General features: G+C 48.8%; 24 protein-coding genes. 3 read left to right on the forward strand and 21 right to left on the reverse strand.

All coding sequences use genetic code 11. The features are described from left to right. Positions 1–259: 259 nt before the first annotated feature. Positions 260–481, reverse strand: a complete 222-nt coding sequence (locus tag AC0YOA_RS14870; protein WP_475787240.1) for a WGxxGxxG family protein — start codon at positions 479–481, stop codon at positions 260–262. A 192-nt stretch (positions 482–673) separates the two neighbouring features. Between AC0YOA_RS14870 and AC0YOA_RS14875 the strand changes: the two genes are divergently transcribed. Both AC0YOA_RS14875 and AC0YOA_RS14880 read left to right on the forward strand, forming a co-directional pair. Further along, complete coding sequence (locus AC0YOA_RS14875) at positions 674–1,657, forward strand: hypothetical protein (protein ID WP_475787241.1); 984 nt, start codon at positions 674–676, stop codon at positions 1,655–1,657. A 20-nt stretch (positions 1,658–1,677) separates the two neighbouring features. After that, complete coding sequence (locus AC0YOA_RS14880; RefSeq protein WP_475787242.1) at positions 1,678–1,881, forward strand: hypothetical protein; 204 nt, start codon at positions 1,678–1,680, stop codon at positions 1,879–1,881. A 282-nt stretch (positions 1,882–2,163) separates the two neighbouring features. Here AC0YOA_RS14880 and AC0YOA_RS14885 read toward each other — a convergent pair whose 3' ends face one another. Further along, complete coding sequence (locus AC0YOA_RS14885) at positions 2,164–2,574, reverse strand: hypothetical protein (protein ID WP_475787243.1); 411 nt, start codon at positions 2,572–2,574, stop codon at positions 2,164–2,166. Positions 2,575–3,066: 492 nt separating this feature from the next. Between AC0YOA_RS14885 and AC0YOA_RS14890 the strand changes: the two genes are divergently transcribed. Next, positions 3,067–3,432: a YhjD family protein gene (locus tag AC0YOA_RS14890; protein WP_475787244.1), complete on the forward strand. Its 366-nt coding sequence runs from the start codon at positions 3,067–3,069 to the stop codon at positions 3,430–3,432. A 246-nt stretch (positions 3,433–3,678) separates the two neighbouring features. Here AC0YOA_RS14890 and AC0YOA_RS14895 read toward each other — a convergent pair whose 3' ends face one another. The 19 genes from AC0YOA_RS14895 to AC0YOA_RS14985 all read right to left on the reverse strand — a co-directional run bounded on the left by AC0YOA_RS14895 (position 3,679) and on the right by AC0YOA_RS14985 (position 17,134). Next, positions 3,679–4,089 carry a hypothetical protein gene (locus tag AC0YOA_RS14895; protein WP_475787245.1) on the reverse strand — a complete coding sequence of 137 codons (411 nt, stop codon included), beginning with the start codon at positions 4,087–4,089 and terminating at the stop codon, positions 3,679–3,681. A gap of 329 nt (positions 4,090–4,418) precedes the next feature. Further along, positions 4,419–5,060, reverse strand: a complete 642-nt coding sequence (locus AC0YOA_RS14900; RefSeq protein WP_475787246.1) for a glycoside hydrolase family 73 protein — start codon at positions 5,058–5,060, stop codon at positions 4,419–4,421. Then, a complete protein-coding gene (locus AC0YOA_RS14905; protein WP_475787247.1) occupies positions 5,057–5,410 on the reverse strand; it encodes a phage holin in 354 nt (117 codons plus the stop codon). The genes AC0YOA_RS14900 and AC0YOA_RS14905 overlap by 4 nt, the downstream gene beginning before the upstream one ends. Beyond that, on the reverse strand, positions 5,407–5,772 hold the full coding sequence (locus tag AC0YOA_RS14910; protein WP_475787248.1) for a hypothetical protein: 366 nt from the start codon (positions 5,770–5,772) through the stop codon (positions 5,407–5,409). The genes AC0YOA_RS14905 and AC0YOA_RS14910 overlap by 4 nt, the downstream gene beginning before the upstream one ends. A gap of 5 nt (positions 5,773–5,777) precedes the next feature. Further along, on the reverse strand, positions 5,778–5,960 hold the full coding sequence (locus AC0YOA_RS14915) for a hypothetical protein (protein WP_475787249.1): 183 nt from the start codon (positions 5,958–5,960) through the stop codon (positions 5,778–5,780). Between the two features lie 5 nt (positions 5,961–5,965). After that, the gene (locus AC0YOA_RS14920) at positions 5,966–6,244 is read right to left on the reverse strand and encodes a hypothetical protein (protein ID WP_475787250.1); all 279 of its coding nucleotides are present in this window, start codon (positions 6,242–6,244) and stop codon (positions 5,966–5,968) included. Between the two features lie 23 nt (positions 6,245–6,267). Next, positions 6,268–6,447, reverse strand: a complete 180-nt coding sequence (locus AC0YOA_RS14925) for a hypothetical protein (RefSeq protein ID WP_475787251.1) — start codon at positions 6,445–6,447, stop codon at positions 6,268–6,270. Positions 6,448–6,449: 2 nt separating this feature from the next. After that, the gene (locus tag AC0YOA_RS14930) at positions 6,450–6,833 is read right to left on the reverse strand and encodes a hypothetical protein (protein WP_475787252.1); all 384 of its coding nucleotides are present in this window, start codon (positions 6,831–6,833) and stop codon (positions 6,450–6,452) included. A 15-nt stretch (positions 6,834–6,848) separates the two neighbouring features. Then, positions 6,849–9,209, reverse strand: coding sequence for a phage tail-collar fiber domain-containing protein (locus AC0YOA_RS14935; protein ID WP_475787253.1), 2,361 nt, complete (start codon positions 9,207–9,209; stop codon positions 6,849–6,851). Further along, positions 9,206–9,769, reverse strand: a complete 564-nt coding sequence (locus AC0YOA_RS14940; RefSeq protein ID WP_475787254.1) for a phage tail protein I — start codon at positions 9,767–9,769, stop codon at positions 9,206–9,208. The genes AC0YOA_RS14935 and AC0YOA_RS14940 overlap by 4 nt, the downstream gene beginning before the upstream one ends. Then, a complete protein-coding gene (locus tag AC0YOA_RS14945; RefSeq protein ID WP_475787255.1) occupies positions 9,762–10,886 on the reverse strand; it encodes a baseplate assembly protein in 1,125 nt (374 codons plus the stop codon). The genes AC0YOA_RS14940 and AC0YOA_RS14945 overlap by 8 nt, the downstream gene beginning before the upstream one ends. Further along, positions 10,886–11,209: a GPW/gp25 family protein gene (locus AC0YOA_RS14950; protein ID WP_475787256.1), complete on the reverse strand. Its 324-nt coding sequence runs from the start codon at positions 11,207–11,209 to the stop codon at positions 10,886–10,888. The genes AC0YOA_RS14945 and AC0YOA_RS14950 overlap by 1 nt, the downstream gene beginning before the upstream one ends. Then, complete coding sequence (locus AC0YOA_RS14955; protein ID WP_475787257.1) at positions 11,206–11,610, reverse strand: phage tail protein; 405 nt, start codon at positions 11,608–11,610, stop codon at positions 11,206–11,208. The genes AC0YOA_RS14950 and AC0YOA_RS14955 overlap by 4 nt, the downstream gene beginning before the upstream one ends. Continuing rightward, positions 11,607–11,930, reverse strand: a complete 324-nt coding sequence (locus tag AC0YOA_RS14960; RefSeq protein WP_475787258.1) for a hypothetical protein — start codon at positions 11,928–11,930, stop codon at positions 11,607–11,609. Before AC0YOA_RS14960 ends, AC0YOA_RS14955 begins: the two co-directional genes overlap by 4 nt. 2 nt (positions 11,931–11,932) lie before the next feature. Then, positions 11,933–13,018, reverse strand: coding sequence for a phage late control D family protein (locus tag AC0YOA_RS14965; protein ID WP_475787259.1), 1,086 nt, complete (start codon positions 13,016–13,018; stop codon positions 11,933–11,935). Continuing rightward, complete coding sequence (locus AC0YOA_RS14970) at positions 13,015–13,227, reverse strand: tail protein X (RefSeq protein ID WP_475787260.1); 213 nt, start codon at positions 13,225–13,227, stop codon at positions 13,015–13,017. Before AC0YOA_RS14970 ends, AC0YOA_RS14965 begins: the two co-directional genes overlap by 4 nt. After that, positions 13,224–16,106: a phage tail tape measure protein gene (locus AC0YOA_RS14975; RefSeq protein ID WP_475787261.1), complete on the reverse strand. Its 2,883-nt coding sequence runs from the start codon at positions 16,104–16,106 to the stop codon at positions 13,224–13,226. Before AC0YOA_RS14975 ends, AC0YOA_RS14970 begins: the two co-directional genes overlap by 4 nt. A 157-nt stretch (positions 16,107–16,263) precedes the next feature. After that, on the reverse strand, positions 16,264–16,599 hold the full coding sequence (locus AC0YOA_RS14980; protein ID WP_475787262.1) for a phage tail assembly protein: 336 nt from the start codon (positions 16,597–16,599) through the stop codon (positions 16,264–16,266). Between the two features lie 16 nt (positions 16,600–16,615). Continuing rightward, positions 16,616–17,134, reverse strand: a complete 519-nt coding sequence (locus AC0YOA_RS14985; protein WP_475787263.1) for a phage major tail tube protein — start codon at positions 17,132–17,134, stop codon at positions 16,616–16,618.

Raw genomic sequence — 17,134 nt, forward strand, 5'->3', positions numbered from 1 at the left:
CCCCAAATACAACCTTTACAATGATTGGGTTGTCTTTTTATAATTTCCTCAAAGTTTGACCAGACCATCGGCTTCCTTCCCCCTTTATTATCTACCGTGATTTTTCTAAAACGAAATCCCCTGGCTGAAATCAGCTGGGGATCCGCTTTATAAGATGGTTTACGAATCGGAGCATATTCTGGGTTATGTTTCGATTCATCATTTTCACGAACATATTGTCTGTGGTCAGCTAAATGGTACTCTGCTTTACATATAGGATCTAAGTACGCTCCCGGCTTCTACCCCTGAGACCCGCCAAACCGATAAGACCGAGAAGGCCAAGCCAGCCCCAATCGGTACCATTATCATTGTTGTCGCCCGCTGCAGTCGCTCTGTAATTATTGTCTGTCATGTTCATATTATTGTTATCCGCATAAGCGGGAACCAACAACATAGCAAACACCACGACACATAAGAAAAAACTTGTGATTAATTTTTTCAAGTGTAACACCTCCATTTCAGTAAGGTAATTGTTTTCACATTTGTTTTTTCCTCTAAGTAAAAAAATTATGCAATAATGGTTACTGCTAGTTCAAAGGTAAGATTAATTGATTTCCACATATCGCCAGACCGGGACTTTTGTAGTAGAATAATGCGGACAGAATATACTAGATATTTATGAGGAGTGTTCATCTTGAGAGGAATTAAATGGTTAGCTGCTTTATCTTTGATTGTAGTCATGACGGCCTGTTCATCCAAACCAACGAATGATAAGAATGCAGGGAATAGTGATAACAGCGGAAATACTGGTACTGTTGAAACAGGTACTGCTGTAGGCACCACAGAGTACGTTCCTATAGAATCGGTAAAAGAAGAAGAACCTAAGAAATTATCGAAGGATGAAACCCTAGCGTTGGCTTACATAACAAATTTCATTAACGGAACTGATACTGATGTAAAGAAGAAATTTGTTGACGAGAAGGTTCACCCTGAAGTTCAAACCATTTTTCGTCTTGGTGAATCCTCTGAATCGGCAGAAGATGCTAAAATTAAGAACCCCAAAGTCATCGAGTCTGCTGATTTTACTGATGAGGAAGGGGCTAAAGATACACTTGTTTTGATTCAAGGGGAAGATAAGAGTGAGATAATTATGATGATAAAGGATGACAAGGTAGCTTGGGGTTTCAGCGATGATGATAAAGAAACATTTGACCCGATGAGGAAAAATTTCAAAGCGCCGGTACCTGTTACTTCGGGTTCAGCAAATGACTCCTCAGATAAAGCAGATGAATCATCCGCCGCAAGTATGTTGAGCGAGATAAGAAATTATATTACTTCTGATATCTGGAATGATGGTTTTATTGATGTGAGTTGGTACATGGGAAGTGGTACAAGCAGTACAGGGGAAACACTGGATATCGATTTCACTATGGAGAGACTGGGTAAAGCGATAAGCAAGAAGGCTGATTATGATGCCTATATGAATGGGTTAGGTGCGGAATATGATGCCGTGAAACAAGTATGGACCAAGATTTCTGGTGAAGTCGATCGACTGTATAAAATAATCCAGGAGTCACCTCCTAAAGCAAATGAAAAGAACGCTGATTTTGACACTGGAGTCCTTTCACAATATATGGAAGCCTTTGGTGATGAAGTCGACGAACTGATCAAAAAATAAAGAAAAGGTGAAACTTTTCGATGAAATTCGGAATCCGTAAGCCCAGCATCAAAAAGCGGATCGCAGCTCTGACCAGAATTAAACGTCAGGTCGTCCACCGTGCCGGACTAAAGATGCCGCGGGGATGGGGGTGGATGCGGAATCCAAAGAAAGCTGCCTATAACAAGGTCTACAACCGGACATCATTCGATATTTTCAAATTGATCGGAAAGCTTTTCAAATAATCATTAAAAGGCTATTTCTTTCATAAAGTAAATTTGGGTAAATAAATACCTCCTCCCCCGTGGGAGGATTTTTTTATCCTGGGAATAAAAATAATCCCGCCAGCCACGATGCAAGCGGGCTTTTTATATTACCACATATCGCCATAATGGGACTTTTGTAGTAGAATAATGTCGGAAACTTTATGATAATTCATAAAAATAACTGTAATCAATTCTATTCCAGTCCGTAAATAATTAAAAAATGAAGCTACACGGTCTAACCCGTATAGCTTCTTTGAAGAATTAGACCGTTGATGAGGCAAGTCCCCAGAACACTTCGGGGCCGACCCGAGACGAACCTGCGACTGCTGCGCTTATAAAGGCAGAGTAAGTCGTTTGTGCGGCGGCAGGAGCCAATAGATCTTGTGCGGTAAAGCTGCGTGTATTAACGCCTAAAATGCCAGCCTGGAAGATAGCGGAATAAATAATGGTGTCTGTAATCAAGGTTCCGCGGACAACCTGGACAGCAACAGTGGTACCTGCAGCAATAGCGCTGAATCCGATTGTTCCTGTAAGATCCACAATCGGGTTCGCGACGCTGCGGGTTTGCAGACCGATAACTCCGAACAATGCCGGAGCTGCGGTAAGCGCAACGTTAATGGAGCCGTTAGCATTTGCATTCATCGAGCTGCGTTGATCAAGAAAAGTTCCCATACCGATTTCCCCCTTTCATAGTAAGATCCTACATTCTATTCCAAGTTCTACGTAATGGGCAAGGCAAAGAGTAGCCTCGATTTGCGGATTTTATAAGTTTCATAGGCAACCAAATCATAAAAAATGTTATAAAGGAATCTCTGAAAATACGGATGAATGTCCAAACATATTAGTGATTATCGAATATATTATAAATTAAGGAAACCCCCTTTCCTCAGCACCCTAGAACCTCTAGGGTGCTTTCAACTTTGTGGAAATTACCCACTCCCTACTATTTTGCAGCCTAGGTTGTATATCCGATATGTCAGACAAGTATTTGGACGACTGAATTGAATATAAGTTAGCAATTCAATGTAAAGACAAAAAAACCTCGCCAGCCATAATCTGCTGGTTTCGAGGTGAATTTATGTTGCTTGAAACACGAACACATATTCGTATATAGTTAGGGTATATGTTTTAGGGGGGAGCGACATAAAACCCAATGTCTTAACAATGGAGGAGCGGCACCTGGTCCGCGATATGATCTTAGCCGAGCACATGGAGACAATGATGCAGTGCAGCGCAGACGAGGCACTAACGTCCGGTAACCTCCTTCGGCGGTTATACGCACAAATCAGCCATGCCGTCATGGACCGCATCACCGATGACAAACGCCGTATAAAAGCAGAGCTTAAGAGGCGGCAAATCCGCATACTGGATCCCGAGCACTCTGACTTTATCATTTATCATAAGGTCATTTGCCGCGGATACGAAGAAAATATCGGGATGACGCGTGAGGTTATGCTGACGGAAATCAGGGTGCGACTGACGCGGTATGCCGGCGAAGTGCATGCGCGGCTAATGTCGGCTAGAAAATAAAAAAGCCCCGCCAGCCACGAGGCCAGCGGGTTTATTTTTATGGGGGATCATTAAAAGAGAGTTATTCATAATATGACGCATCTACATAACTTTTTGTTCATTGATAAGCAAATATGATTTAATGATGCTAAGGAATATTTTCCTTACCCTTCACACGGCTAGAGTGACGACAATGATTGAATCAACTGACAAAGTTTTGCCGTTTAATAAGAAAAAGCTACACGGTCTAATACTTATATTTTTGAATTAGACCGTTGATGAGGCAAGTCCCCAGAACACTTCCGGACCGACCCTTGATACACCAGCGGAGATACTGTTTATAAAAGCAGAGTAAGTCGTTTGTGCGGCTGCGGGTGCCAATAGGTCTTGTGCGGTAAAGCTGTGTGTAATAATGCCTGCAATGTTGGCTCTGAAAATGGCAGAATAAATGATTGGGTCTGTAACCAAGGCTCCGCGATGAACCTGAACAGCAATGGTCGTACCTGGTTCAGCAGAGTTAATTCCGATTGTTCCTGTAAGATCCACAATCGGGTTCGCGACATTGCGGGTTTGCAATCCGACAATACCAAATAATACTGGAGTTGCTGTAAGGGCAACGTTAATGGAGCCGGTAGCATTTGCATTCATCGAACTGCGTTGATCAAGAAAAGTTCCCATTTTTATTTCCCCCCTTCCCAGTAGATCATACATACTATGCCAATCCTCCATAATAGACAAGGCATAGAATGGCCTCTATTTGCGGATTTTTTAAAATTCATAGGTAACCGACTGTGAAATCGGCGTTTCCTTTAATTTCCACAAAGTCAAGAACAACCTAGAGGTCTATGGAGCCGAGGAATGGGGGGGAAATATCGGGATGACGCACGAAGTTATGCTAACCGAGATCAGGGTGCGACTGACGCGGTATGCCGGCGAAGTGCATGCGCGGATAATGTCGGCCAGAAAATAAAAAAGCCCCGCCGGCCACGAGGCCAGCGGGATTCGGTTTATTTATTGACTGCCACGACAAACGTCAACCAGCTCAGCTCCGATACTGTGAGCTTGCTTGCCTTCGCCTTATCGAGCCAGGTCTTGTCCGTGATCAACTTGCGCTCAAGCAGCGATTCAACGCCCGCGGTCAACACTTGCCATTGATAGTTGCTCAGTTCCAATTTTTCCTCATCCTCTCCGATTACGTCATAATTCTTCAAACCTTCAGCGTTGATGATTGAAACCAGCTTACCGGCATACTGCGGATCGGTTGCATAGCCGCACTCCTTGAGCATGGCCGCTTGTTCCTCCGGCGTTCTCGACGCTCTCACGCGGGCATAGCGGGCGTTGTTGAACAAAAGGTCCTGATCCTTGTAAAAGTCGTACAACGAGTCATAGGCGCGAAATGCGGCGACGATATCAACCTTTTTGCCGTCGTATACCTCCCAAGTTCCCTTGTTGACGACCTTCCCCGTCCAATAAGCGTTAGGCTTCCCGCTGCCTACCTTGATCCCGCCCAGGTTGTTCCAAGCTGGGATTTTGCAGCCGGTCTCAAGTATGTTCTGAGCCAGGCGAACAGATGGAAACATTATGGACCCTTCTCGCCTCACCTGCTGCACGATCAGCGCGAGCTGCGCGATAAAATCGGGTCTATTCATAACTGATGACCTTTCCCTTGATTGAAGTCCTGAACAGCCTTTTCAATCGCCGCCTGAATGGTCTCTCCGCTTACATCGAAACCAATCTGCCCAATCCGCTTGGACACATAATCATACGCCTCCGATAGCTTCGCCGGTCCTCCAGCGTCTTTATATGTTGCCTCTACCAGTGCGGCGGCTTCTGCTGCCAGCTTGTGAAGGAGCTCGCGCTGCTGGACCGACGTACGGGATTGCAGCCAAGCCTCGATCTTTTTACGCATGATGGCGAGTCCACCGAGCAAAGCAGCAACAAGCAAGCCCAGCAGAGCCTGCACTATGGATAAAATATACGGTTGTAGTTGATCAATCATTTTTTATCATCCTTTCGTCTTAAAAAAATCCAGATGTCATAACGCTTTGTGTAAGTCAGCCTTGCCAAGATAATAAGCCCGATTGTCGTTCCAACATGAGCAATCAGCCATGCCACCCGCTGAAGTTCTTCGACCAGTGGCGTTCGATATCCGAATATTACACTGGACCGCATCCATATGGCCGTGATCATCTTGATATCATAAGCGGCCAAAAAAAAGAGCATCGCCAGCATAAATGCGCTGATGATACCCTTCCGGAACCGTTCATGAAAGTACTTTCGATGGGCAAATAATACATAAGTGGCACAGCCGACTGCGGTAGTGTAAAGGATTAGCAGCATCCAATCGATCCAGTCGATCATGACGTTCATTCCCCTTTTTTCTCGTAAATTAGATAACGTGCAAAATGATTATTATTAATCTCGTCCTGCAGCTCGCGGGACAAATCCTGATAGCGGTTAATGGTGATCGATACGGTGCTGGATGCATGGTTGAGCTCGTTACGTTTATGCTTGAGCTGCGGGATGAGCCGTTCAAGAATTTTTAACATGGCCCTTATCCTCCCCGATCCTCTGGATCCCTTTTAAGGTTCTTAACCAAATCCAACAGCGGACCCATCACACCCTCGCGCTCTTTGTCCAATATGGCTTGCAGCCGGTCGCGGTCTTCTTCCGCTCTGTCCAGCAAACTGCGTGGCACCAAGTCGCCGCGGATAAGCATGCGGACGATATACAGCACGACAATAAGCAGGACAATAGCCAAGATCAGAGCAAGTCCATATTTTTCGGCGAGTCTTGCCAGCGTCTCGATCTGAGTCAGTTGATCCGGATCCATCGGCGATTCCCCCTTGCTTCGTGTTATTCGCCGGTCAATTTAATATCAGGACGCTTCATAATAATCTCAGCAAGAACAAGCTCACTATCTGCTTGTGCCAAATTGTAGCTGCCAGCTATGGTCTCGATATCACCTTCTCCGGTATTGAATCGCGTGATACAGGCATTTGCGATGATCCTGATTTGATACATGGGCTTTGCCACAGTTATCCACCTCCCCCCGTGAAGATATCTGCAAGGGCCAACTCGATGTCTGCAAGCCGCTGATCCTGCTCGGCCACCTGCTCTGATAATGCTTTTTGATAAACTGGCGGCTGCTCGGGCGGTGCTTCCGGATTCGGGTATGAAAAAAGGATTTCCTCCGTGTCCAGGTCAACTCGGTACCCGTTACACATTAGGAAATCCTCTGCAAATTGACCATAATCCAATTCAAGCACGCCAACCATTTCAGGTACACGTTCCGCGAGCATTCGATATCTTGCAAAATCTTGCTCCACTGTGGTTTCTATTACGTTTCCTGAGCGTTCTCCGGTATCAACGATTACATCGCCGGTGACTTTATCCCAGTAAATTCGTCTTCCGATATTCATGAATCAATACCTCCCTTATTGATTTTGAAAAGCGGTCCAATAAACAGTGGAGTTGTTCAAAGGACCTCCATATACAACCATGTCAAATCCATCACCGTACAATTGAAATTGATTATATGCTCCACCTTGAGAAGTTGTTTGTTGACTCGTCTGACCGCTGGATATATAGAAATTACAAGGCAATCCGACTCCGGTTCGTATTCCAGAGTATCTTGTTCCGGAAGATGACAAATCGGTAGGAAAACAATTTACGCTGACGATTGAAGGCGTAAAAGATAATCCCCTTACAGATATCTTTGAATAGCCATTGACGTTCGTTGCGTTAGTTGATCCAGATGCCCAAAGAGTTTCGCCATTCCAAGGACGACGAGCACCAGCTACTCCGAATATAGTCGCACCACTTACTATATTCGCCGCAGTAAAATTTCCGTCAGCGGATTGCAATAACCACGTAGGGACATGTAATTCAGAATTCTGCTCGCTTGATGGATAAAAGCCTTGCGGCAGATAAACAGCCAATGCCCCGTCTGGCCACCGCGCCGTTCCAATTGCTTCAACCGGACCTATGCGAACGGGCATTGCTCCTTGAAGTCCAAAAATATTACGGTCAGCGCGCCAATTGCCCGCATTAAAGTCTGGATCTTCTACGTATATCCAACAATCTCCGGCGTACACAACGCCCCCTCCAACAGGATTAGCGCGAATATGAACACCTCCTCCATCTAAAGGCGATACTTCATATGGAGTATGCCAACGCGCTTGCCCGCTTGCTCCTCCGTTCGCGTCATCCTTCCAAGGAATCGTCGTTACTGAACGAGCGCCATTATTGTAATATCCCGCAGAAGGAACGACATACATGTTATCTCCTGTACCCTTTCCCCATTGAAAGGCTGGTGTATCAGATACGCCATCATGCGTAATAATTGTTCCTACAAGATCGCCTGCGTCGCTGGAAGCCGTTTTTCCCATCAGCAGATCGCCTGCTATTGCGTTACCACCACCTCCTTCACCCTGTAAGATAAAAGCCGTTCCATTGTAGCGTAAGGTATACACACCCTCAGCAACCAACTTCCCGGCCGTCAACGACGCCCCCTTGGAATTGACAACGGGTTTTGCTGCCAAACCGTTGACCTTGATTGTTGTCGCCCCAGTATTGGCAAGATTAATCTGCACAGCCAGGGCCATCCCGGGCGTTAATGCTGACGGTGACGGTGACAGGGTAACGTTATACGTATTGGCTGCCCCGAATGCAACACCAAACGGCACATGGGAATTATTACTTGCATGCGTGTCCACGGTTCCCTTTGTCGCCACATCATCATTCGCTACTGGGGGTGCTACTTTAGCGCGTCCGACATTATCCCGAAGCACCACACGGTTCGCTGTTGCATTGGGCGAAGGATAAAGACCTACCCAATTTGGGGTAAACTCCGCGCCAGCTACTGTAGCTATGCTTCCTGTATCAAAGTACTCGATGCCGCTGCTTTGTCGCAATCGTATACCCCGCGCCCCCATGGAGGCATGTGTATTGGCATAAAAATACTTGTCCGGGTCTCCGGTATACGCGTTATTGGCCAGTAATAAAACACCGGATGAATTGGCAGACACGTCTCCATAATCCCCAGCGCTAATTTCCCGGCCAGTTGTAGCGACTTTTAGAGGCCCAGTCACCGTCCCACCAATCAGTTTGAGTACATCCTCCAACGTGGTTCGGGGAGCAGTACGCCAGGATGACTTACCTGTTATTTCCTTGATCATGTGGGCAAACCCATTGAACAATGTCGTTAGATCTCCGCTATCACCCGTAGGCGCAGTCGTGTCAAGAACAGTCCGTTCTCCGATCTTAGCATCCGTTACCGATCCGTCCGGATGATCAAGAATGTCGGCGTCTTTATGGGAATCAAAATCCAGAAGAGAGACAAAGACAAGGGATGAATCAATAGTCGCGGTCACGTTCGCCGCATTTCCTACGATGGTTTCCACATTGATATATTTTTCAAGCACATCAGGACCGCCGCCGGGTGAGATGTATTCTGCATTCGATCCTGCATTTGCGTAACAATATAAGATTTCGCCCTCGTCCGGATCCTGAGCAAATACCCCAATTTCTCTCAAGTAAAACCCGGCGGTAATATCCGCGTTATTATAGCTGGTTCCGACGATTGCCCGACCGCCGGCAGTGGCGTCGAGTTTTGTGATCGGCAGCGTCTTTTTCTGGCTGATCATCCCCGTCAAATCCGCAATCTGCTGCCCACTGATTAGTGATCCATCCCCGATTGCAATCCGGTTGTAGTGCAGCTCAACGCCAGCCTGCGCCTTGGCTTGTAGCGCCCGGCCTTTATTAGTGATAAAAAATCCCCCGAATGCACCCATCATGTCACCTGCCTTAATGTCATAAATTCACCCATATGCAGCACATTACCGAAATAGATCTGCATTTCATCTGTCCGTGTAAGCTGGATGCTGTCCAAATGAGACCGGACGTTTTTAACGCTATCAAGCGCCTCAATAAACTGCTGGGCCTGCTCGACGGTTGTTGCGGTGTTGGAGGTAATGACCCGAAACGTGCCAGGCTCCCCGCCATATTCAAACCATTCTTGCACCGCGCCGTCACCGAATATGGTCGTAATCAGTTCCTCAACGGCTGACTTGGTTCCTTTGCGCTTATGCCACGCAAAGCTATTTTTGACCAGCTCCCGACGTTGATAGAGCGGCAAGGTAGGATCATAGAAATCAACATGAAATTGCCAGGCGAGCTCGTCCGTTTCTTCAGTGCTCAGTGTGTCCAGCCGGTTGAAATACGGAATTGCTTTGATCGCCGCCGTGATTCCCTGCAGCTCTGCATCAATAGCCCGGGCAGCTGCCGCAACGGTCGAATCACGTTTAAGATTTTGCGGAAGGACATCCATCAACGACACTTGCGATAAATCAATCATCCGCCAGCCCTCCATAGATCAAGTCGATATCCCCAGCAATGGCAACCTCATTGTCCGCAACCGCCAAAAAGCTTGGGGATACGACATTAACCCGATAAGCCCCGGACACCATAACCCGCCGGATCATTTCCGATGGATTAATATCCCGCCCGAGCCGAGATTTTTGCCAAAGCGCATAATCAGCAATGGCTTGGGAAACAGCGGCTTGTATGCCCGTCACCTCCGCGCTGCGTGCACGATCAATATAATAGATTAGTGTAATGTCATAGCTGACGGCTGTCGGGGCTGAGACGGTCACCAAATCCGTTAGCGGGCGTATCCGCTTATCGTTCAGTATCGCCTCGACAGCTTCGAGGGTTTCGGGCCCCGGTATCTCCCCACCGGCGAGCAGCGGCACAACAGATACCTCGCAGGGCGCTGGAGAATTAACCGCGACGTCAATAATCGACGCGCTGGCCGTCTTTGCCCAATATTCATAAGCGCCAGACGGTCCTGCGACCGAAAAGGATTCAGGCGCCTTATGGATTCGTTCGCGGTAGGCTTCGTCAGCCTCAACGTCGGCACCGCCGGCAGACTCCGTCAGATTGGCGGCGGAGAGCACGAATGGAATTGGGTCCACGATCTCACTAATCTGCCCTGGGAGGTACCCGTTTCCGATCTCCCCCACCTCCGTACAGGTTACAGGGACATCAACCGTAAGCATTCCTATTGGTACCTCTACGGCTGCCATTGTCTGATAGTATCGCTTGGGATCGGTAGCCGTTGCAACTCGGGTGCCGATTGGAATGTTAATAGCCGAAGGCTGCGCCGCAGACAAGGTAAAGCGTACAGTGGTTACGGCTTCGGCAGCTCCGAGCCTTGGTGTTTCCGTCACGGCACCGATATGATCCAGCACCGCGCCGCGAGCATACCGCAGGAGGTTAATCCGGCCTGTGTCGTTGATCAGCATGCGCTGCTGCACAATGAGCAGAGCAATGCTATTCAAAAAGAGCCGGACCGGGTCACCCGGGTAAAGTCGGGTTCCGGTCACCCCCTCATATACGGTCACCATGTTATTGAGTGTGGCCGAGACGTCCGTATCGACCAATGTCACCTCTGGTAAATCGATCAACGCCATCAGGTGATCACCTCACTTTCATCGACAAACTCAAGTTGAACAATCGGAACAAGGCGGCCCGTTTCCGGATCCTCCGTAAAATCGACCTGCGTCACAGATACCCGAGGCTCAAAAGCTAATAAAGCCGCGACGATTTCGGTCGACATCAACGCTTGGGCAAGGTTAACGGGCTGATCCAATGCCGTGTTATCGATCCCAAATCCTCGTTCGAGCGGCACAGTGCCTTGGATGGTTGTCAGTATCGTCCGGACGTTCTGCACGACCTGTTTCACGCCGGTCAACCCAAACTCTATCGGTATCTGTTTTTTCATATCGATGATCATTTCTTCTTCACCACGTATTCCTGCAGGGATATGCCAGACGTACCGACCAGCACATTGCCTTTATTGTCAATATCCACATAAGCCTGATCAAGTCCGGTGATGACCCACAAACCAGTGCCCAATGCCTTACCCCCGAGCGTGAGGACATATGCCTTGCCGGATCGCTCCATCATGACCAGATTGTCCAGCTCCTTTCGAGGTTTGACGCCAAAGGAAGCATCAAAGCGCATGGAAAAGGATATCGTATCCAGTCCTGGGCCGATGAATTGCGTTAGCGGTTTGCGTCCCAATATCTCATGACTCGCCCACCGCCCGGCATTGTTCCGAATAAGATCGGTAATTGTGCGAATTACCTTGGCATCCACTTGGAACACCACATTGCCAAATGCCCCGAATATCATGACTCTTCACCGCTTATATGTCCGTTTACCATGAGATTCCCATCAACCTTGAGATTGCCGTCCACGACCGGGCCACCGGAGGCGTCAGGAACACTCTCCCCGTCGTAAAAAGTACCCAGATAGAAGCCCGTCCCCATGTCATCGGCAAGGAACAGGCATACCGCGGCGTCACCGACAACCGGCATCGTGAAGATGCCGCCCATGCTCAGCACCGGCAGCTCGCCGGAAACCATGTCATCCCGATCCGGGAAAGCAACTCTGACTGTCCCGGCAGATGGAGTTACGGTTGATATCGTGCCGATGCGTATTAATTGCTGCATGCTTACCACCCCAATACCTTTCTGATATTAATGCTCGTGGCGTATCCGGATCCGCCAACAGCATGCGTTGCACTCTCAACGATGTATTTACCGTCAAATTTATGCCAGCCTTTAATCGTGATCGTCACGCCGGTAGCTAACCGGGGATCACCGGGCAATGACAATCTGCCTTTGCCGTAATTCTTGTTTTGCTCCCGCAGCCGTTGTTTGGCAATGCGAAGCGCTGCAGCTTCCGAATCGGCGCTCTCATTGATCTTGAGCACCGGGCCCGTCTTTGGAGCTCCTGGAGGGACATAGGTCACCTTGATTGTCTTGGTGCTGCTTGCGGCTGTCTTATTCGGCGGCTTCCCTGGGGTCCCAGCCTTTGCTTTTGCCTTGGGAACGGTTGTCGTATACGTCATTTCACACGCCCGATATGCCGCGTCTGTCGTGCTCCAACCGAATGAGTAAGAGATAATACCATCGAGCCGGTCAATTGTCAGGACAGGCGCTTTGTGCTCGTATTCAGCCTCATCGAAGAGGACCAACTTGCCACCCGTGACCTTGATCGCGATCCCCTCTTTGATACAAGTATCAAGAAGGAAGGCCATATCCGATTGCTCGGTTTGCTCCATCCGGTCATATACGGGATTGTCGCTGTAATCAAAAACCAGTGAGAGGCCCGCCCCCTTTGCGATATCGGCGGCAATCGTCTTTAATGACGCCTTTTCCCAAGCGCGGGAACGCTTCTCGCGGCGGGCACCGCTGCCCGCTGGTAAAGACAAGGATTTGATGATCACAACGTCAGGAGGCCCGTCAAAGTCGACAGCATCGACCTCGAACGTCCCGCATGGAAGCGTCTGGAAGGTATTCGGACCGTCCCAATTGATGGTTTTGATTCGAGCGGTGATCGTATCGCCATCCGCAGGCATCCAATCGCCCTGCCAGAGCTGTGCGCTGTCCTCCACGGATATCTGCAGATCGTCAAGGGAGCCGGTCTGATTATCGTTGTACGAGAAATCAAGCAAGGACTCCGTGAGCGGCAATGAGATGTCCTTGCCGTTGTAGATCACGGTCAGTTCGGCGCGGCGCGAATATTGAGAAATCACAGGGTATCACCTTGCTTCCACGGCGGCAACGTGACAGATACGTCTGCCGGCGCGTCTGGCATCTGCAGAACAATGCCTGCTGAAAAGATAACTGTCTCGATATGCGCGACGTTGGCCGCCGCAAGTGTCGTCATGTATGCCTCTTTGCCGTACACCTTATAGGCGATAGCGTCCCAGGTATCCCCGAGCTGCGTCGTGTATGTGGTCATCCAAGCGCCACCCGCCTTTGCTGCGATTTCAATGCTATCAACCGTCGTTCGAGATCGTCATTGCCTGCTTTCATGGCCGCTTCTACCTGCTTCTGAACTGCGCTTCCCTGAATCGTTATTTGAGGGGCATAGTTGATATTAATGTCTCCTGCGCCGCCTCCGCTTGGTAACCAGCCTTGTTGCTGACCAGCTGTCTCCCAAAGGTTACGAGAACGCGGCTTATTATTCATTGGGATCGCGACTTCTGGTCCAGCCTCCCCGAAAATCGAGGGTTGATTTGCAAAGCCGCCCTTTGCGAATTTGGGTATTTCAGGGATGTTAACGCCAAATGATTCCCCACCGATTTTAGGCACCCAGTCTGGAACGTCGATGCTTATACCGTTGATACCTCTAATCGCAGCATTGATTCCATCGATGGCCACATTGATCGGAAAGGTAAGGATAGCGCCAAGACCTTCGAATATGCCGCTGAAAATATCTTTCACGCCCTGCCACGCTTTTCCCCAATTACCTGTAAATACACCGGTAATAAAGTCGAGCACGCCGCCGAGTATATCCATAACCCCGCTGATGACGCCGCCTACCGCCGTAATGGCATTCATTACAATGGATTTGATTATTGGGAATGCGAAGTTAAACGCCGCAACAAGCCCGTCTATAATCGGCTTAATCACCGCGAATATTGCCCCAAAAGCCTCTCCAATTTTGGTTGTAACGCTAATGACTTTAGGCAAGATAGCCGCGATAACCGCCGAGATCTGTGGCATGACCTCATCCGCCAGAAACGCGATGACCTTGGACAGGATCGGCCAGAGCTTGGATTGAATATATACGACAACCGGAGTGATTGCTTTTACTAATATCCCAGCCATCTTGAAGCCCGCCGACGCGATTTTCAACAAGATCGGTACGACCTGCATAATGATCTTGCTAACCGATCCAAATATCTTGGCAAGATATGGTTTAATGACTTCGAAATACTGCATGAACAAATCACGATAGGTCTTGACCGTATCCATTGTCGATTTTACGGTTTCGCCAATCCCTCCGAATGAATCTGTCGCAGACTTCTTGGCCCCGAAGAACGATTTGGCCACCTCTGTGATTTTGTCGGCGGTAGGAGCAACGAATTTCATGACCTTGCTCACCGCTGGGCCAATTGCGGCGGATGCTGATTCTATCGCCTTTTTTACCTTTGGCATCATCACATTAAGTGAGTCACTAATCTTATTGAACAGCGGCAGCAGAGCGATGGAAAGCGGAAGTAGCAGCCCGGTCTTGATCTGCCGACCAACACCCGTTAACGCTTTGCCGATCGTGTCATATTTGACTTTCGTGATCTCGTCCATGGTGTTCTTGGTCATATCAAAGGAGCCATTAACCCCAGCCATCGCGGAAATAACGCCAGTCTCCATGTCCTCGAACTGGGTACCGAAGAGAGCGACGCCGGCGGCATTCTGCTTGACCGGGTCTTTCATCTCAGACAAAGCCTTCATAACCTGCTTGGAAGCTTTTTGGGCAGTTGGCCCGCCTTTTGCAAACTCAGCAGTCATATGCGCCGCGTTGAAGCCGAGCGCCTGGAAGCCGGCCGCTGAAGTCTTGCTGCCATCCTTCGTTCGGATCCCAAACTCTTTCATGGCATCGCCGACTTTGTCCAAATTGAATGCCCCTGCATCCAAGCCAGCTCCGAACATATCAAACATCTGATCAGCCGAGAACCCGAGTTTGTTGAAATAGACGCTGTACTCATTCGCCGTATCCAGCAACTCATCCGATTTATTCAGACCGTTCTGAGCACCTTGGGCAAGCAGGTTGTATGCCTGTTCGGATGAGATCCCGAAGTTTTTCATCATCGTGTCGGCAGCCTTGACCGACTGTGTTGTTTCCTCGCCGAACACATCCCGAAAAGCTATGGCGTTCTCAGTAGCCGACTGTAATTCCGCGCCGCCCAATTTGGTCACTTGGCGGATCGTGCTGAGCTGCTGAGCCACATCCCCGAAGCTTTCACCCATGGATTGGCCGTATACATTCTCCGCGATTTTCGAGAAGTCTTTCATCTGGTCCTCAGTTGAACCGGTTGATGACTGGATCTGAGCCATTGCCTCTTGATACTCATCCGCAAACGAGAGAGCCATAGCACCACCGCCGATAACTGCAGCTCCTCCGGCAGCAAGTGCAAGACCGCCGACCATGGCAGCTCCGCCGATCAACCCGGCTTTTCCCCCGCCCCCTTCTCCACCGCCGTGCCCGCCACCACCGCCGCCACCCGGACCGGGAGTGGGGCCGTGGATGTCTTGAATTTCCTCCATCTGCTTTTTCAATTCTTCGATTTGACGAAGATATTGTTCCAGGCCATTGTCAAACTGATTGCTTGGCATGCGAATTTCTCGTAAGCGCCGAAGCGCCAATTCTAATTCCTTGGCTTCCTTCTTTGCTTCCTTCAGCTCTGCAATCATATTTGCAAAAATGCCATTCGGGATCGCTGTTGTTCGCAGGGTCCGGAATTCAGCCTCAAGCTGCGTCAGTGCTACCCGCAATGGATTCACGATATCGGCCGTTAAGCGTACCGTGTTGATTCGCCGAAGATCTTGTTCGAGCTCTTTGGCTTCCTTCCTCGATTTCTTCAGATCATCAAGAAAACGGTCGAACAAACCGGAGGGACCGGGCAAGTGGCCGATTGCTCGTATTTCATGTTCGAGTTGTGATACGGCTGTGCGCAGCGGCGTGACCATGTCGCCAGACAACCGAACGTTATTCATCGTCCTGGCCTGATGCTCGATCTTCTCCAAGTCTTCTAGCGCTTTCTTCACGCCGGTTGTATAACTGCTGTCGATTTCGGCTTTAAGATTAAACGCAATTTTGTATTCCTTGGCCGCCACTATGACCCTCCTTCCGGATGGATATCTTTAGCCACCATAGCCCAATCAAATAACTCATCGATTGGCAGGCTCAGCCAAAAGGGAATAGGAGTATAACAAGCGCCAGACAAACGAGCCGCGATGGTCCGCAGCCGCTTGACCGGCTCCTCGTCAATTCCTAACCGAGCAAAAAACTTCGCACGCGCTGTAAAACAATTGAAAAGTCTTTAGCCGGGAGTGCTTTAATAAAATCAGGTGATACTTTCGCCGCAATTGATGCCAATGCCGCTTGATAGGGCATATGCAAAGCCATAATCGGAATGTATTCTTGTGCTTCGGTTGCCTTCATCAGGCGTTCCGCTCGTAGGACATCCTCCCCAGTGAGCGACTCTAAATCAAGTGTCACTTGGGTGTATGTCTTTTCCTCAAAAACAAACGACCGACTGAGCTTGATCACACGCTCGTCGGTCGTTTTGGTTGTTTCAACTGGTTCGGTATTCTTTACAGTTTCCATATTTGGTTACGCTCCTTTATAGTCCGAGATTTTCGCGTTTCTTCTTCATGTAATCAATGCTATCAACGATATAGATAAAGTTATACTTATCGAGCTCGATCATGATTTTGCCGTTGATGACGACCTTGATATAAGTGATTTCAAACTCGTTTGAGCTGTCAGTCACGGCATTTTGCTCAAAGTTTCCAAGGTTAAAGGTTTTGGGCACAGCCCGGACGCTAACCTTGACACCAACATCAAGATATTGTCCAGCAACGGTATCATAGGTTTGCTGATTACCTCGGAAATCAATTGCATGTGAGACCGGGGCTTGCAGGCGAGCTGCAGTTTGTTCTATTGTCCGCCAGTTAAGTGCGCAGCTCATGGGACCAAAGAGACCGACAGAAGGGCTGTCAATCTCACCAGCAATGCCTGCCCCGGTGACGCTCGCGGTCATAGCCTCAAAACTTGGCAGTGTTACGTTAGCGACACCAAGAAAATCAGTGCCGTTAAGAAAGACCGAATAGCCCGTTAATTTTTCAGGTACCTGTTTCAA

It is taken from the genome of Paenibacillus sp. JT22N12 (genome assembly GCF_056269365.1).

What these genes read in the sequence shown, in the direction of transcription:
- AC0YOA_RS14900 (WP_475787246.1), bottom strand. Translation starts at nt 5,060, where the DNA reads ATGAATAGACCCGATTTTATCGCGCAGCTCGCGCTGATCGTGCAGCAG.
- AC0YOA_RS14920 (WP_475787250.1), bottom strand. Translation starts at nt 6,244, where the DNA reads ATGGATCCGGATCAACTGACTCAGATCGAGACGCTGGCAAGACTCGCC.
- AC0YOA_RS14940 (WP_475787254.1), bottom strand. Translation starts at nt 9,769, where the DNA reads ATGATTGATTTATCGCAAGTGTCGTTGATGGATGTCCTTCCGCAAAAT.
- AC0YOA_RS14970 (WP_475787260.1), bottom strand. Translation starts at nt 13,227, where the DNA reads ATGACCACATACACGACGCAGCTCGGGGATACCTGGGACGCTATCGCC.
- AC0YOA_RS14895 (WP_475787245.1), bottom strand. Translation starts at nt 4,089, where the DNA reads ATGGGAACTTTTCTTGATCAACGCAGTTCGATGAATGCAAATGCTACC.
- AC0YOA_RS14880 (WP_475787242.1), top strand. Translation starts at nt 1,678, where the DNA reads ATGAAATTCGGAATCCGTAAGCCCAGCATCAAAAAGCGGATCGCAGCT.
- AC0YOA_RS14910 (WP_475787248.1), bottom strand. Translation starts at nt 5,772, where the DNA reads ATGATCGACTGGATCGATTGGATGCTGCTAATCCTTTACACTACCGCA.
- AC0YOA_RS14915 (WP_475787249.1), bottom strand. Translation starts at nt 5,960, where the DNA reads ATGTTAAAAATTCTTGAACGGCTCATCCCGCAGCTCAAGCATAAACGT.
- AC0YOA_RS14905 (WP_475787247.1), bottom strand. Translation starts at nt 5,410, where the DNA reads ATGATTGATCAACTACAACCGTATATTTTATCCATAGTGCAGGCTCTG.
- AC0YOA_RS14935 (WP_475787253.1), bottom strand. Translation starts at nt 9,209, where the DNA reads ATGATGGGTGCATTCGGGGGATTTTTTATCACTAATAAAGGCCGGGCG.
- AC0YOA_RS14955 (WP_475787257.1), bottom strand. Translation starts at nt 11,610, where the DNA reads ATGATATTCGGGGCATTTGGCAATGTGGTGTTCCAAGTGGATGCCAAG.
- AC0YOA_RS14960 (WP_475787258.1), bottom strand. Translation starts at nt 11,930, where the DNA reads ATGCAGCAATTAATACGCATCGGCACGATATCAACCGTAACTCCATCT.
- AC0YOA_RS14890 (WP_475787244.1), top strand. Translation starts at nt 3,067, where the DNA reads ATGGAGGAGCGGCACCTGGTCCGCGATATGATCTTAGCCGAGCACATG.
- AC0YOA_RS14950 (WP_475787256.1), bottom strand. Translation starts at nt 11,209, where the DNA reads ATGATCATCGATATGAAAAAACAGATACCGATAGAGTTTGGGTTGACC.
- AC0YOA_RS14885 (WP_475787243.1), bottom strand. Translation starts at nt 2,574, where the DNA reads ATGGGAACTTTTCTTGATCAACGCAGCTCGATGAATGCAAATGCTAAC.
- AC0YOA_RS14945 (WP_475787255.1), bottom strand. Translation starts at nt 10,886, where the DNA reads ATGGCGTTGATCGATTTACCAGAGGTGACATTGGTCGATACGGACGTC.
- AC0YOA_RS14930 (WP_475787252.1), bottom strand. Translation starts at nt 6,833, where the DNA reads ATGAATATCGGAAGACGAATTTACTGGGATAAAGTCACCGGCGATGTA.
- AC0YOA_RS14980 (WP_475787262.1), bottom strand. Translation starts at nt 16,599, where the DNA reads ATGGAAACTGTAAAGAATACCGAACCAGTTGAAACAACCAAAACGACC.